At 71.0% G+C, this 12,889-nt stretch carries 10 protein-coding genes and 2 pseudogenes; 10 read left to right on the top strand and 2 right to left on the bottom strand.

Going from position 1 to position 12,889, the window contains the following annotated elements; genetic code table 11:
- Positions 1-457: hypothetical protein (locus ACFQ4H_RS07010; RefSeq protein WP_377568204.1), on the top strand; the 457-nt coding region annotated here is incomplete at its 5' end.
- A gap of 134 nt (positions 458-591) precedes the next feature.
- On the opposite strand, the gene ACFQ4H_RS07005 is transcribed toward ACFQ4H_RS07010, so the two are convergent.
- On the bottom strand, positions 592-996 hold the full coding sequence (locus ACFQ4H_RS07005; RefSeq protein ID WP_377568202.1) for a GntR family transcriptional regulator: 405 nt from the start codon (positions 994-996) through the stop codon (positions 592-594).
- Between the two features lie 243 nt (positions 997-1,239).
- On the opposite strand from ACFQ4H_RS07005, the gene ACFQ4H_RS07000 reads away from it, so the two are divergent.
- The 7 genes and pseudogenes from ACFQ4H_RS07000 (at position 1,240) to ACFQ4H_RS06970 (ending at position 9,683) form a co-directional block, all read left to right on the top strand.
- A complete protein-coding gene (locus ACFQ4H_RS07000; RefSeq protein ID WP_377568200.1) occupies positions 1,240-1,764 on the top strand; it encodes a hypothetical protein in 525 nt (174 codons plus the stop codon).
- Positions 1,765-1,869: 105 nt separating this feature from the next.
- Positions 1,870-2,025: a DUF4177 domain-containing protein gene (locus tag ACFQ4H_RS06995; protein WP_377568198.1), complete on the top strand. Its 156-nt coding sequence runs from the start codon at positions 1,870-1,872 to the stop codon at positions 2,023-2,025.
- Positions 2,026-2,056: 31 nt separating this feature from the next.
- Positions 2,057-2,515 carry a RidA family protein gene (locus ACFQ4H_RS06990; RefSeq protein WP_377568196.1) on the top strand — a complete coding sequence of 153 codons (459 nt, stop codon included), beginning with the start codon at positions 2,057-2,059 and terminating at the stop codon, positions 2,513-2,515.
- Positions 2,516-2,648: 133 nt separating this feature from the next.
- Positions 2,649-3,509 carry an MBL fold metallo-hydrolase gene (locus tag ACFQ4H_RS06985; protein ID WP_377568194.1) on the top strand — a complete coding sequence of 287 codons (861 nt, stop codon included), beginning with the start codon at positions 2,649-2,651 and terminating at the stop codon, positions 3,507-3,509.
- Positions 3,506-7,144 (top strand): annotated as a pseudogene (locus ACFQ4H_RS06980) (adenylate/guanylate cyclase domain-containing protein); the annotation flags it as partial. The gene ACFQ4H_RS06985 and the pseudogene ACFQ4H_RS06980, both read left to right, overlap by 4 nt.
- 186 nt (positions 7,145-7,330) lie before the next feature.
- Positions 7,331-7,804: pseudogene (locus ACFQ4H_RS06975) on the top strand (hypothetical protein); the annotation flags it as partial.
- A 190-nt stretch (positions 7,805-7,994) separates the two neighbouring features.
- Positions 7,995-9,683, top strand: coding sequence for a serine/threonine-protein kinase (locus ACFQ4H_RS06970; protein ID WP_449289017.1), 1,689 nt, complete (start codon positions 7,995-7,997; stop codon positions 9,681-9,683).
- Between the two features lie 219 nt (positions 9,684-9,902).
- On the opposite strand, the gene ACFQ4H_RS06965 is transcribed toward ACFQ4H_RS06970, so the two are convergent.
- The gene (locus ACFQ4H_RS06965; RefSeq protein WP_089003062.1) at positions 9,903-10,580 is read right to left on the bottom strand and encodes a Crp/Fnr family transcriptional regulator; all 678 of its coding nucleotides are present in this window, start codon (positions 10,578-10,580) and stop codon (positions 9,903-9,905) included.
- Positions 10,581-10,807: 227 nt separating this feature from the next.
- Here ACFQ4H_RS06965 and ACFQ4H_RS06960 point away from each other — a divergent pair, with 227 nt between their 5' ends.
- On the top strand, positions 10,808-11,473 hold the full coding sequence (locus tag ACFQ4H_RS06960; RefSeq protein ID WP_377568190.1) for an adenosylcobinamide amidohydrolase: 666 nt from the start codon (positions 10,808-10,810) through the stop codon (positions 11,471-11,473).
- A gap of 85 nt (positions 11,474-11,558) precedes the next feature.
- Positions 11,559-12,764, top strand: a complete 1,206-nt coding sequence (locus ACFQ4H_RS06955; RefSeq protein ID WP_377568188.1) for a CapA family protein — start codon at positions 11,559-11,561, stop codon at positions 12,762-12,764.
- Positions 12,765-12,889: the final 125 nt, after the last annotated feature.

Below are 12,889 nucleotides of genomic sequence, written 5' to 3'. Positions count from 1 at the left end.
GTTGGCCGGGAATCGGCTGGGTCGGCATCGCCTGGGTCGGGTAGGGCTGGCCGGACACCGGTTGGCCCGGGGCGGGCTGCCCGGGGTAGGGCTGGCCGGGCACCGGTTGACCCGGGAAGGGCTGGCCGGGAATCGGCTGGGTCGGCATCGCCTGGGTCGGGTAGGGCTGGCCGGACACCGGTTGGCCCGGGGCGGGCTGCCCGGGGTAGGGCTGGCCGGACACCGGCTGACCCGGGAACGGCTGGCCGGTCACCGGTTGCGTGGGCGGCTCGAACTGCTGCGTAGGTGGCTCGAACTGCTGCGTGGGCGGTTCGAACTGCTGCGGTACGGCAGGTGCCCCGGGCTGTGCCGGAATCGGGGCGGTCGGCAACGCGGAAGTCGGCTCGGCCGAACTCGTCTGTGTGAAGGGGTGAGTCGGCTCGTCATGCGGTGGCTGGCCGCTCGGTGGCTGGGCTGAACCGTCGCTGGGCGGTTGAGTCATCGATCTCCCCCGTAGACCTCGGTACGTCGGCCCGTGGATAGGGTGTGGGTTTTTGTTACGCGACGAGAGAGCATACGTGTCCTCCCGATGCTGAGGGTAGTCTCGGCCTGCTACGGCCGTGTCAGGCGTACTCGATCTCCGGGATAGACGGCCGTGCTGCCGTCGGCGAACTGCACCTCCACCACCGGTACCCCGTCGTCCAGATCGTGCTCTATGCGTTCCGCGTCGGAAGGCATACGGGCGACGGCTGAGCTGCCGGTCGGCAGTTCGAGCGGTTTCCGTTCGACCTGTTCACGTACCCGGGTGCCGTAGCCGCGTGAGGTCGTCACCAGCCCTTCGGCCCGTAACAGCGCGATCGCCTGGCGGACCGCTGGGCGGGCCAGGCCATGGGTCTGCGCAAGGGTGGTTTCGGAGGGCAGCGGCGCGCCGGGCGCGAGTTCGCCCTCGCTGATCTGCTGGCGAAGCAGGTCAGCGAGCTGACGGTAGAGCGCGCGATCCCTCCGTGGATCGATCATGTCGATGACAGTATGTAACCACAGCAGCGCGTCATGTTGTGATCCTAGGAGCATGTGCTTACTGTCAGGGCAGTGGGGCTGGCCGATGGGCCCGGCCCTGATGGCCGGTACGTCAGCGTGGCCGGTACTCAAGCTCGAACGCTCGAACGACTGCCGGAGGCACGCATGCGTGACCACGCGGACAACTACGCGCGCACACACTTCGAAACGAGGGAGCGGCGCCAACCGCATCGGGTACCGGGCATGATGTTCGATCTCGATCTGAGGTCTCCGCTGCCGCCGTCCGGGCCGGTGCCGGTCAACGGGCCGCTGCCGGTCAACGGGACGGCGTCGATCAACGAGCGGACCTATCGGCGGCTGTCCGGTCCACTGGACCCCCTCCGGCCACCGGTCGATTCGGCCGACCTGGACTCGGTAGGACCGGACGACGGCGGCCTCGGGTTCGTGATCCACCTGCCGATACACGTCGATGATCTGGAGACTGCCACGCGGCTGGCCTACACCGTCGCCGGCTCGCTGGCGTTCCTGCCGGAACTCGACCCGGGCGAGACGACGGTCTCGACCGTCGACGACCAGAACAACCGGCACCGGGTCTTCTGCGATCGGCTGCTCACGGACCGGTCCCGATGCCCACGGAAGTTCGAGCACGACGGCCGCTGCGGCCCGCTGGACCCCGCCCCGGACCCCGCCCCGGACAACGCCCCGGACAACGGCTCGGACAACGGCTCGGACAACGGCTCGGTTCCGAGGCAGTGGGACGGGCGGTAGCGCGTCCGATGGGGAGTCTCGCCGCCTGCCGGCAACGCGGTACCAGCGTCACGTGCCGGGCCCTACCAGCGTCGGGTCTGGCGAGCCGATCGTTAGGCTGAGCGGATGACGAAGTGGGAGTACGCGACCGTGCCGCTGCTGGTGCACGCGACCAAGCAGATCCTCGACAACTGGGGCGAAGACGGTTGGGAACTGGTGGCCGTTGTGCCGGGGCCCAACCCCGAGCAGTTGGTGGCCTACCTCAAGCGGCCGAAGTCGTGACCGGGCGCGGCCAGCGGAGCGGGGTGACGGCATGAACGGACCGCACGCCAAGCTCGCCGAATTGGGCCTGAGCCTGCCCGAGGTGGTGCCGCCGGTGGCCAGTTACGTGCCGGCGGTGCAGTCCGGAAACCATGTCTACGTCTCCGGGCAGCTTCCGATCGTCGAGGGCAAGCTGCTGGCCACCGGCAAGGTGGGGGCGGGCGTCTCTCCCGAGCAGGCGAAGGACCTGGCCGAGCGGTGCGCGATCAACGCATTGGCGGCCATCGACTCGCTGGTGGGGCTGGAGAACGTCGTCAAGATCGTGAAGGTGACCGGATTCGTCGCCTCGGCGGCGGGCTTCACCGGCCAACCCAGCGTGATCAACGGGGCGTCCGACCTCTTCGGTGCCGTCTTCGGTGAGGCCGGGCGGCACGCCCGCAGCGCGGTCGGGGTGGCCGAACTGCCGTTGGACGCGCCGGTCGAGGTCGAGGTCATCGTCGAGGTCCGCTGACCCTTCCGGGGCGGATCCGTACGCCCCGACCGGCACTGTCCGACTACGCGGCGACGCCGCCCTGACCGGGGCGGCGTCACTGCGAACAGCGGTGACCGGCAGGTACCGCCGTGCGGGTCGTACCATCGCAGCCATGACCGGGCATCTGACCGCTCCAGCGGCGGCACTGGCTGACCAGCTGCCGAGCTGGGCGACACTGGTCCGGGCACCCAACCCGGGCCCGATGACCCTGGACGGCACCAACACCTGGCTGCTACGGGCGCCGGGCCAGGAACATGCCGTCGTCATCGACCCTGGGCCAGCCGACGAGGAGCACCTGGCGGAGATCGCCAGATCCGGACCCGTCGGGCTGATCCTGATCACCCATGGTCACTTCGACCATGTCGAGGGTGCCCGCCGATGCTCTGAGCTGCTCGGCGACATCCCGGTACGGGCCGTCGACCCGGCGCACTGCGTCGACGGCGTCCCGCTATGCCCGGAGGCCGATCTCAACGGGTTCGGCCTCGACATCGAACTGCTGGACACCCCGGGGCACACCGCCGACTCGGTGTGTTTCCTGATCGGAGCGGCTGGCCAGCAGGCGGTCTTCACCGGCGACACGATTCTCGGGCGCGGCACGACCGTGGTGGCCTGGCCCGACGGCGACCTGGGCGACTACCTGGCCAGCCTGTCGACGCTCACCGCGTACGAGGGGATCCCGGCGCTGCCGGGGCACGGCCCGGCGCTGGCCGACTGCGCTGCGGCGGCGCGGTTCTACCTGGCCCACCGGCAGGCCCGCCTCGACCAGGTCCGGCAGGCGGTGGCCCAGGGGGCGGCCACGGCGGCGGAGGTGGTCGCGCGCGTCTACGCCGATGTCGATCGGGCGCTGTGGCCGGCGGCCGAATGGTCCGTCCAGGCACAGTTGGCCTATCTCGGACAGCAGTCCGGGGCGCCCCAGTCCGCACACCGGAACCGGGAATCCGACCCAGGGTCCGGTGGGTTGGAAACACCGTGACCTGTCCGGTGTGTGGAACCGTCGCTGTACCCGGCGGGCGGTTCTGCCACAACTGTGGCGCCGCGCTGCCTGCCGCAGCGACCCTTCCGGCGGCCGAGCGCCGGGTAGTGACCGTGCTTTTCGGCGACCTGTCGGACTTCACCTCCTGGTCGGAGGATCTCGACCCGGAGCGGGTCGGCGCAGTCACCGACCGGGTGCTGGCGGCGCTGGCCGGAGCGGTCAAGACCTTCGGCGGGCACGTCGACAAGCTCACCGGCGACGGGATTATGGCGGTCTTCGGGGCCCCGGTGGCGCACGAGGACGACGCCGAGCGGGCGGTGCGCGCCGCGCTGTCCATGCAGCGGGCGGTCCGCCGGGTCCTCGACGACGAACGTGGCGGCGGTGCCCCACTCGGCCTACGGGTCGGCCTGAACACCGGTGACGTGGTCGCCGGCATCCAGGCCGCGATCGAGTACACGGTCATCGGTGACACCGTCAACACCGCCGCCCGGCTGGCCGACGCGGCGGCCATCGGTGCCGTCTACGCGGGCGCCACCACGGCGGCGGCCACCCGCCGGGTCGCCTCCTGGCGGCAGCTACGCCCGCTGCGGCTCAAGGGCAAGCGGGAGCCGGTCGAGGCGTACGAACTGCTCGGGCTGCTCGACGCGCCCGGCACCCGGTCCGGGCTGGGCGACGAAGCGCCCTTCGTCGGCCGGGAAACCGAGATCGGGCGGATCGCCGGTCGGCTGGCCGAGGTCATCGACCGTTCCGAACCCCGGGTGATGCTGATGACCGCCGAGGCCGGAATCGGCAAGTCACGCTTTGCCGCCGAGGTCGAACGGCTGGCCGCCGGGTACGACGTCGGTGCCGGCCGGTACGCGTCCCACCCCGGGGCGCGGGTGCTGTCCGTCCGGTGCGCCGCCTTCGGCGAGCGACGCCGGTTGGCTCCCCTCGCCGACCTGGTCCGCGCCGCGGTGGGGCTGCCCAACGACTCGGCCACCGCGGTCACCCGGACCGTCGTCGAGGAACGGCTACGTCGCCTCGGTCAGCGGCTCACCCGGTCCCGGCCCGATGTCCCGCCGGTCGCCAGCGACCTGCTGCTGGCCCTGCTCGGCTACACGGAACTGCCGACGGGCACCGGGCCGGCGGACAGCACCGAATGGTCCTCGAACACTCCCGCGCCGGCCGCCGACGCCCTGCCGGCCGCCGTCGCCGAACTGCTCAGCGGCCTCGCCGCCGAGACCCCGCTGATGATCATCGTGGACGACCTGCACGATGCCACCCCCGACACGATCGACGCGCTCGGCGTGATGCTGTCCCGGCTGGCCGGACCGGTCCTGGTCCTACTGCTCGGCCGTCCCGAACTGGTCCGTACGGCGGGTGCGTTGACCCGGGTCTCCGACGCCGAGGTGCACGCCCTGCCGCCGCTGCGCGGTGCCGACGCGGCCCGCCTGCTCACGACGTACCTCAGCGGTGGTCGGCTGCCCAAGGCCGATTCCGACCGGCTGCTGGCCACCGCCCAGGGCAACCCGTTCTACCTCGCCGAACTCGTCACCCTGCTGATCGAGCGGGGGGCGCTGACCACGGTCAGCGAACGCGGATCAGCCGCCGAGCGGGCCGCAGCCGGTGGTGGGGAGCAACCCCCACCGACCTGCTGCTGGCGACTCGTACCCGGCTCGCTGGGCAGTCGTCTGCTCTCCCGGGACCTTGCGGCCGTGCTGGCCGCCCGGATCGACGCCCTACCGGACGACGCCCGGTCGGTGCTGCGGGACGCCGCCGTTGTCGGCGACACGGTCCCGGCCGGCACGCTGGCCGCGCTGCACGATCGTCGGGCCGGCCGCGACGGGCGACCCGCCGCCGTGGTCGCCGTCGCGCTGGAACGCGCCGTCGAAGAGCTGCTCCAGCGCCGCATGCTGCACCGCAACCGGACCGGGTACGCCTTCGCCACCCCGTTGATGCGGGAGGCCGCGTACGCCGGAATCGGCAAGGCCGACCTGGCCGAACGGCACGCGGCACTGGCCCGCTGGGCTGCCCCGGTCACCGACAGCACCCGACTGGTCCACCCCCGGGGGACGTCAACCGCCTCGGGCATGTCCGACGCCGAACGGGACGCCTTCATCGCCGATCACGTCGAGAAGGCGGCTGCCCTGGCCGACGCGGTCGGCCTGCGTACGGACGCGATGGCCCGGGCGGTCCTCCCGCTGGGGGTTGCCGCGCTGGGCCGCTCCGCCCAGCGGGCCATCTCGGCGGGCGAACCGGCGTCGGCGGTCGAGTACGCCGAGCGGGCCGCCCTGCTGGCCGGGGAAGCCGTACCCGCCACCGACCGGCTGGTGCACGCCCGGGCGCTGCTCCAGGTCGGTCGGGCGTCGGAGGCACTGGCCTACGCGGAGAAGATCGGCGTCAACGCCGGGGACGACGCCGCCGTACGGGCCGCCGCGCTGCTGGTGGCCGGGCAGGCGTACCAGGTGCTGGCGGACCGCCAACGGTCGGTGACCAGTTGGCAGGAGGCGCTACAGGTGGCCACCGACGCCAACCTGGCACCGCTGCGGGCCTCGGCCATGCGCCGGCTCGGCATGGCCGACTTCGTCGATGGCCGGCTGGCCCAGGCCAGCAGTCGCCTCGCCGCCGCGTACCAGGTCAGCCTCGTGGCCGGGGACCAACCCGGACAGGCCTGGTCCCTACAGAACCTGGCCTGGGTGACCACCACCCGGGGTGACTTCGCCGGCACCGACGCCGTCCTCGGTCGGGCGGCGCGGCTCTTCGCCGAACTCAAGGACCCGATCGGTCGGGCCTGGCTGCGCGGCACCACCGCCTTCGCCCGGCTGCTGGCCGGTCGGCTCCGCGAGGCCCGCCGGCTGGCCCGGGTCTTCCTGCCGTTCGGCGAGCGGGTCGGTGAGGCGTGGGCGGTGGGCACCCTGCGGGCCGTCGAGGCGTACGCCGCCGCCGAGCTGGGCGAGTTGGCCGAGGCCGACCGGGAGGCGCGGCGGGCGTACCGGGAGTTCTCCGCCGCCTCCGACGACTGGGGACAGGGCTTCGCCCTGGTCGTACGGGGAGTCGTCGCCCGTGGGCTGGGTGAACCGGAGCACGCCGCCGACCTGCTCACCGACGCCCTCGCGTACGCCGAGCGGATCTCCCACCCGCTGCTGACCGGGATGGCCGGCACCATGCGTGGGTTCGTGGCCCTGGAGCGTGGTGACGTGGTCGCCGCCGAGCGGGACGCCCAGGCGGTACTGGCCGCCGTCGAGCCGCACAATCCGCTGGCACCCGTACAGGTCGGCCCCCGGGTGCTGCTGGCCATGGCCCGGTTGACCGGTGGGGACGCGGGTACGGCGGTCGGCCTGCTGGCTCCGGTGGCCACCGCCCGCGCGACCCCGTCGCTGCTGTTCTCCCGGCGGCAGGCGCTGGCCTGTTACGCCGCGGCACTGCTGGCCGAGGGGCAGCACGTCCAGGCGCTGGACTGGGCCCGGCGGGCGGTCGAGGTGCCCACCGAGGACGTCCGGAGCCAGGTGGTCGCCGCCAAGGTGCTGGCCGAGACGCTGGCCGGGGTCGGCCAGTACCCGGAGGCGGTGGCGGCAGCCGAGGAGGCGGTACGGCTGGCGTACTCGTCGGAGCAGGTCAGCGAGCGGGCCGGCGCGGACGCGCTCCACGTACGACTGATCGGGGAACTGGCTGGCCGCGACGGTTCCGTCACGTCCGGTGAAGTCGTGGATTCTGCCGGTTCCGACGATGCGGCGAAGCAGGTCCGGCCGCTAGCGTAACCCGATGACGGTCCCGAGTGGACGACGCCGGGGCCGGCGGGACAACTGCCGGCGGCCCCCTTTCCAGCGGCATGGAGGGCACCGATGAAGCCACCCCGATCCGCGTCGGGTTGGACGATCGCCGTCTTCGGTGGCTTGGCCCTGCTGCTCGGTGCCGTCGGTCTGGTGTGGCCCGACGTGTTGCTCAACCTGCTCGGCTTCGAGGTGGTCGCTGCGGCGGACCGGGTCAGCGGCGACCACACCCGTACCTTCATGGCCGCGTCGTCGATGGCCTCGCTCAACATGGGTGTCTACTACCTGCTGGCAGCATCCAGCGATTGGCGACCTTTCTTCCGGTTCACGGTTGGTTTCCGACTACTGACCTTTGCGGTCTTTACGCTGCTGGTGGTGATGGAGATCGCGCCGGTCCGGTTCCTTGGCGTAGCTGTCTGGGAGGGACTGGGAGCGGTGGCCACCGGGGTGGCGCTCTGGTCCGAGCGGCGGGAGCGGGTCAGGCCCGGGCAACGAGGGGATGTCATGTCCGGTCAGGGCGGGGACGATGGGGCTGACCAGGTGCGGGGAGGGGTCGAAGTTGGACGGGCGCTCAGCCCGGTCGGGGCTCGACCGAACCAGGATGGACGAGGCGTCGACCTGGTAGATCCGGCCGGGGAGCACCCGGTACCGGATGCGGGACAGTGACCGGTCAGAGCGTTTAGGTATTTTCGTGTCTGTGACCGACACCCCGCCAGGCGCGTTGCCGCTGCCCGTAGTGCCTGGTCTGACGGACTTGAAGGTTTTTGCCCGGGGCGGCTACGCCACGGTCTACCGTGCCGTCCAACAGTCCGTCGGCCGCGAGGTGGCGGTCAAGGTGGAGAACCGCACCCTGGACAGCGAACGGGACCAGCAGCGGTTCCTCCGGGAGGCGCGCGCAGCCGGCCGGATGTCCTCGCACCCACACGTCGTGGACCTCTTCGACGTCGGGGTCACCGTCGACCAGCACCCCTACCTGATCATGGAACTCTGTGACGGGTCGTACCTGGAACGGATGCGGACCTCGCCGTTGGGCGCTGCGGAGGCCCGGGACCTCGGCGTGAAGATCGCCGACGCACTGGCCCACTCGCACGGCGCCGGTGTGCTGCACCGCGACGTGAAACCGGCCAACATCCTCCACTCCAACTTCAATCCGGCGGTACTGGCCGACTTCGGGCTGGCCGTACTGGCCGAGATGCGGGACGCTTCGGTCGCCCTGGAGGTGCTCACCCCGGCGTACGCCGCACCGGAGATGTTCCGGCACAGTCCACCGTCACCCGCGGTCGACGTCTACGCGCTCTGCGCCACCCTCTACGCCGTGATGCAGGGAAAGCCGCCACGGTGGCAGGAGGACCGCAATCCGAGCCTGATCACGCTGCTGGAGATGTTCGACCAGCCGATCCCCGACCTGCCCGACGTCCCGCCGGCGATGATCGACGTGCTGCGCGCCGGAATGGCCAATGATCCCGGCGATCGTCCGACGGCGGAACAACTGCGGGACCTGCTCACCTCGGTTCCGCTCGGTCCGTCAGCGGGTGGGGCGATCCCGTCGATGTACGGCTGGCCGATCTCCCCGGCGGCGGGGTGGCCGCCCGTCCAGTGGCCCGGTCCCGGTGCGTCCTGTCCCGGTGCGTCCGGCAGCGGTGCGTCCGGCGCAGGACGGTCAGCCCCCGGCACCCCCGGCACCGGGATGCCCGGTACCGGCCTCCCGGGTGCCCACCACCTGCCCGGTGCGACCGGTCAGGCGTACCAGTTGGGGGTCCACCAGCCGCCTGCCCAGCCCACCCCGCCTCGGCCCGGTGCCCAGTCGGCACCGGGGGCTGTTTACGGCCGGGACGATGTGCCCGGGGCTGCGCTGAACCAGCGCCGCAATCCGCTGCGCTGGTTCCTGGGCGGTCTCGGGATGGTTGCCGTCGCTGCTGCCGCCGGTACGGGCGCCTGGGTCGCCAGCGGCCGGCCCAATCCGCGGCCCTCGCCCACCCATGCCGTACAGAGTTCGGACACACCGACGCCGGCACCGTCGGTGGTGGCTGGTGGGGCGTTGCCGGGCTGCCTGGTGGAGTTGCCCGGGGGAAGTCGCTGCTCCGACGAGTTGGAGTGCTTCGGTCCGGTCCAGGTGCGAGGCTCGGGGGCCCGGGCCGTGCAGGTGCCCTGCTCGGGTCGGCACACCTGGGAGAGCTACGCCGAGGGCGACCTCCCGGCCGAGGTGGTGGCCACCGATCATCGGGCGGTCAAGGCAGACCCGACGGTACGACGGGTCTGCGCGGAGACGACGTTCCGGTCGACCACCCTGCAGATGACCGTCGACGGATGGCACTTCGAGGTACTGCCCCCGCCGGAGGAGTCGATGAAGCTCGGCCAGCGGACCTTCCGTTGCCTGGCAGGCAAGGGCACGAACCAACTCCTCGGCCCGACGCTCGGCCGCTGATCCTCGGCCGCTGAGCCCCGGCCCGACGCTCGGCCGCTGGTACCGCTCAACCACTTCGCCGTTGGTACCGCTCAACCGCTTCGCCGTTGGTACCGCTCAACCGCTTCGGCCCGGTCGGCCCAGGGGTGGACAGCCAGGATCCCCGTGATCAGGGGAGTTGGTCCACGACTCGCGACGACACGTACGAGTTGGTCCCTGATCACGGGGATCCTGGAGAAGTCAGACGCGGGCGCGCCGGGCCAGCCGCTCCGGGTCGAGGATGATGATGCTCTTGCCGTCCAGCCGCAGCCAGCCCCGGGAGGCGAAGTCGGCCAGGGCCTTGTTGACCGTCTCGCGGGAGGCGCCGACGAGCTGGGCGATCTCCTCCTGGGTCAGGTCGTGGGTCACCCGCAGCACGCCGCCGTCGCGGGTGCCGAACCGACCGGCCATCTGGAGCAGGTTCTTCGCCACCCGACCGGGTACGTCCGTGAAGATCAGGTCGGCCAGCGAGTCGTTGGTCCGACGCAGTCGACGGGCGAGTACCCGAAGCAGCTGCTCGGCGATCTCCGGCCGGTTGTTGAGCCACGGGCGCAGCGCCTGCTTGCGCAGCCGTACGAGCCGGGTGTCGGTCACCGCGGTGGCGGTGGCCGTACGCGGCCCCGGGTCGAAGAGCGACAGCTCACCCACCATGTCGGACGGGCCCATCACGGCGATCAGGTTCTGCCGGCCGTCAGCGGCTCGGCGACCGACCTTGATCTTGCCGCTGAGAAGAATGTAGAGACTGTCGCCCGGCTCGCCCTCGTTGAAGACGATCTCGCCCTTGCGGACCTCGAGCGTCTCCATCTCCTTGGCGAGCGCCTCGGCAGCCTCCGGGTCCACGCCCTGGAAGATTCCGCTGCGAGCCAGTACCTCGTCCATCGCGCACCTCCGACCTACGCGTGCCGTCTGTCGGCCGGGTCCGCCAGCCGGTGATCCGTCGCGCGCCGCCAGTCTAGGCGCAGGTCAGCCGGAATCGGAGGCCCACCCCTGGGAATCTTGATTCGACGGCGTAACCATAGCGACATCCTACGCGTTTAACATCCACCCAGTCCGTGGCCGGCCGGGCAGCGGCGGCCGGGTGAAGACACCTCCGTACGCTCGGCGGCGTGCTGTCCGACCCCATGTTGACCCACCGTCGCGAGGACGGGCGGGACACGCCACTGCTCGTGTGGCGATTCGACCAGCCGCTGCGGGCGGTCACCTCCGGCCCGCTCGGCGGTGGGATCGGCGTACGGAACTGGGTGGTCAACGCGACCGTTTCGATGTCGTACTGGCGCGACGATCCAGACGTCCACCTCGCGGAGCTAGCCGATCAGTTCGATCTGCGCGGCCCTGGCGTGGGCCTGCTGACCGGCGTGGACGTGGCCGAGGTGGTGACCCGGACCGACACCGGTGTGCGGGTCTGGGCGACGGTGGGTCTGGGGGCACCGATCTGGGCGGCAGCTGAACCGCTGTCCCCGCCGGTCGCTGAACGGGTGGGAACGGTGAATATTGTCGCTTTCGTCCCGGTACAGTTGAGTGACGCGGCCCTGGTCAACGCAGTCGCCACGCTCACCGAGGCCAAGGCCCAGGCGATCTGGGAACTCGGGCTCTCGGCCACCGGCACGGCCACCGACTCGGTGACCGTCCTCTGCCCGCCCGACGGCGCACCCGCCCAGTACGGTGGCCCACGCTCGCAGTGGGGTGCGCCGCTGGCCCGGGCCGGCTACCAGGCGGTGCGCGACGGCGGATCGGTGCCGTGCGTCCCGTGGTCGGTACGGGTCGAACGCTGAACACGAATCATTTGATCTCATGACAGTGGCCATCAGCCGAACGGTGGGCGCTGTAACGAGGTAGAGACGGGTAGGGTTTCCCGCGATGCGCGACGCGAATCGAAATTCCCCTCACAACGACCAGCGACCCCGACGCGCCCGCAAGCGGGGCTGGTTGGTGACGGTTGCGGTACTGGCCCTGCTGCTCGGCGTCGGTCTGGCCGGGGTGGCAGCCTTCCGGTTCGCCGGCAGCGACGACGTGGCCGGCCCCCAGTGGCGCGACGACAACGGCGGGACGTCGACCGAACAGCCAGGCACGACGCCCACCACGAAGCCGGCCCAGAAGGTCATCTCGATGTCGGCGACCGGCGACATCATCATGGGCAACGCGCCGGGACGGTTGCCGGCCAACGGCGGCAAGGGGTTCTTCGACTCGGTCAAGGAGGCGCTCGCCGCAGACCTGGTGATGGGCAACCTGGAAGAGCCGTTGACCGATGACACCGGCACCGGCAAGTGCGGGCCGAACTCCACCCGCTGCTTCCAGTTCCGGGCCCCGCCGTCGTACGCCGGACACCTGCGCGACGCCGGTTTCCACCTGCTCAACCAGGCCAACAACCATGGTTACGACTTCGGTCCGGCCGGCTACCGGAACACCCAGAAGGCGTTGGAGGAACACGGCCTGAAGCACACCGGTGCTCCCGACCAGATCACCGTCGTCGAGGTCGAGGGTGTCAAGGTCGCGGTGGCCGGCTTCTCGTCGTACGTCTGGTCCAACAGCCTGGTCGACATCGCCTCGGCCAAGAAGGTGATCGAGAAGGCGGCGACAATGGCCGACCTGGTCGTCGTCCAGGTGCACATGGGCGGTGAGGGGTCGGACAAGACCAGGGTCAAGCCGGGTACCGAGATGTTCCTCGGTGAGAACCGGGGCGATCCGATCAAGTTCTCCCGAGCGATGATCGACGCGGGTGCGGACCTCATCGTCGGGCATGGGCCGCACGTGCTCCGTGGGATGGAGTTCTACAAGGGCCGGCTGATCGCGTACAGCCTCGGCAACTTCGCCGGTGGCGAGCGGACGCTGAGCAACAACGGCCGGCTCGGCTGGGGTGGTGTTCTCAAGGTCGAGTTGGCGGCCGACGGGACCTGGGCCGGCGGGGAGTTCATCTCGACGTACATGAACAGTGCCGGCAAGCCGACCATGGACGACGACAACCGGGGACTGGGACTGGTCCAGTCGCTGACCAAGTCCGACTTCCCGTCGACCGGCGCGAAGTTCGACGCCGCCGGCAAGATCACGGCACCGCCGGCAGTGTGAGCCACACACTACGTCGGCACGGCGGCGCGTAGGGCGGGCCGTCACCGGGCCGACGTAGGCTGGCCGGCGTGAGCGCGAGGAACAGGCCCGGCGTGGGCGAAACCGATCTCGGTCGAAAACGTCGG

Origin of the sequence: Micromonospora sonneratiae (assembly GCF_042679305.1) — a bacterium.
Taxonomy (GTDB): Bacteria; Actinomycetota; Actinomycetes; order Mycobacteriales; family Micromonosporaceae; genus Micromonospora_H; species Micromonospora_H sonneratiae.
The sequence above is the reverse complement of the archived record's forward strand: the minus strand, read 5'-3'. Positions and strand labels throughout refer to the sequence as shown.

Bases quoted from the DNA above. Each gene is read 5' to 3' on its own strand.
- ACFQ4H_RS07005 (WP_377568202.1), bottom strand. From the start codon at position 996: ATGATCGATCCACGGAGGGATCGCGCGCTCTACCGTCAGCTCGCTGAC.
- ACFQ4H_RS07000 (WP_377568200.1), top strand. From the start codon at position 1,240: ATGATGTTCGATCTCGATCTGAGGTCTCCGCTGCCGCCGTCCGGGCCG.
- ACFQ4H_RS06995 (WP_377568198.1), top strand. From the start codon at position 1,870: ATGACGAAGTGGGAGTACGCGACCGTGCCGCTGCTGGTGCACGCGACC.
- ACFQ4H_RS06990 (WP_377568196.1), top strand. From the start codon at position 2,057: ATGAACGGACCGCACGCCAAGCTCGCCGAATTGGGCCTGAGCCTGCCC.
- ACFQ4H_RS06985 (WP_377568194.1), top strand. From the start codon at position 2,649: ATGACCGGGCATCTGACCGCTCCAGCGGCGGCACTGGCTGACCAGCTG.
- ACFQ4H_RS06965 (WP_089003062.1), bottom strand. From the start codon at position 10,580: ATGGACGAGGTACTGGCTCGCAGCGGAATCTTCCAGGGCGTGGACCCG.
- ACFQ4H_RS06955 (WP_377568188.1), top strand. From the start codon at position 11,559: ATGCGCGACGCGAATCGAAATTCCCCTCACAACGACCAGCGACCCCGA.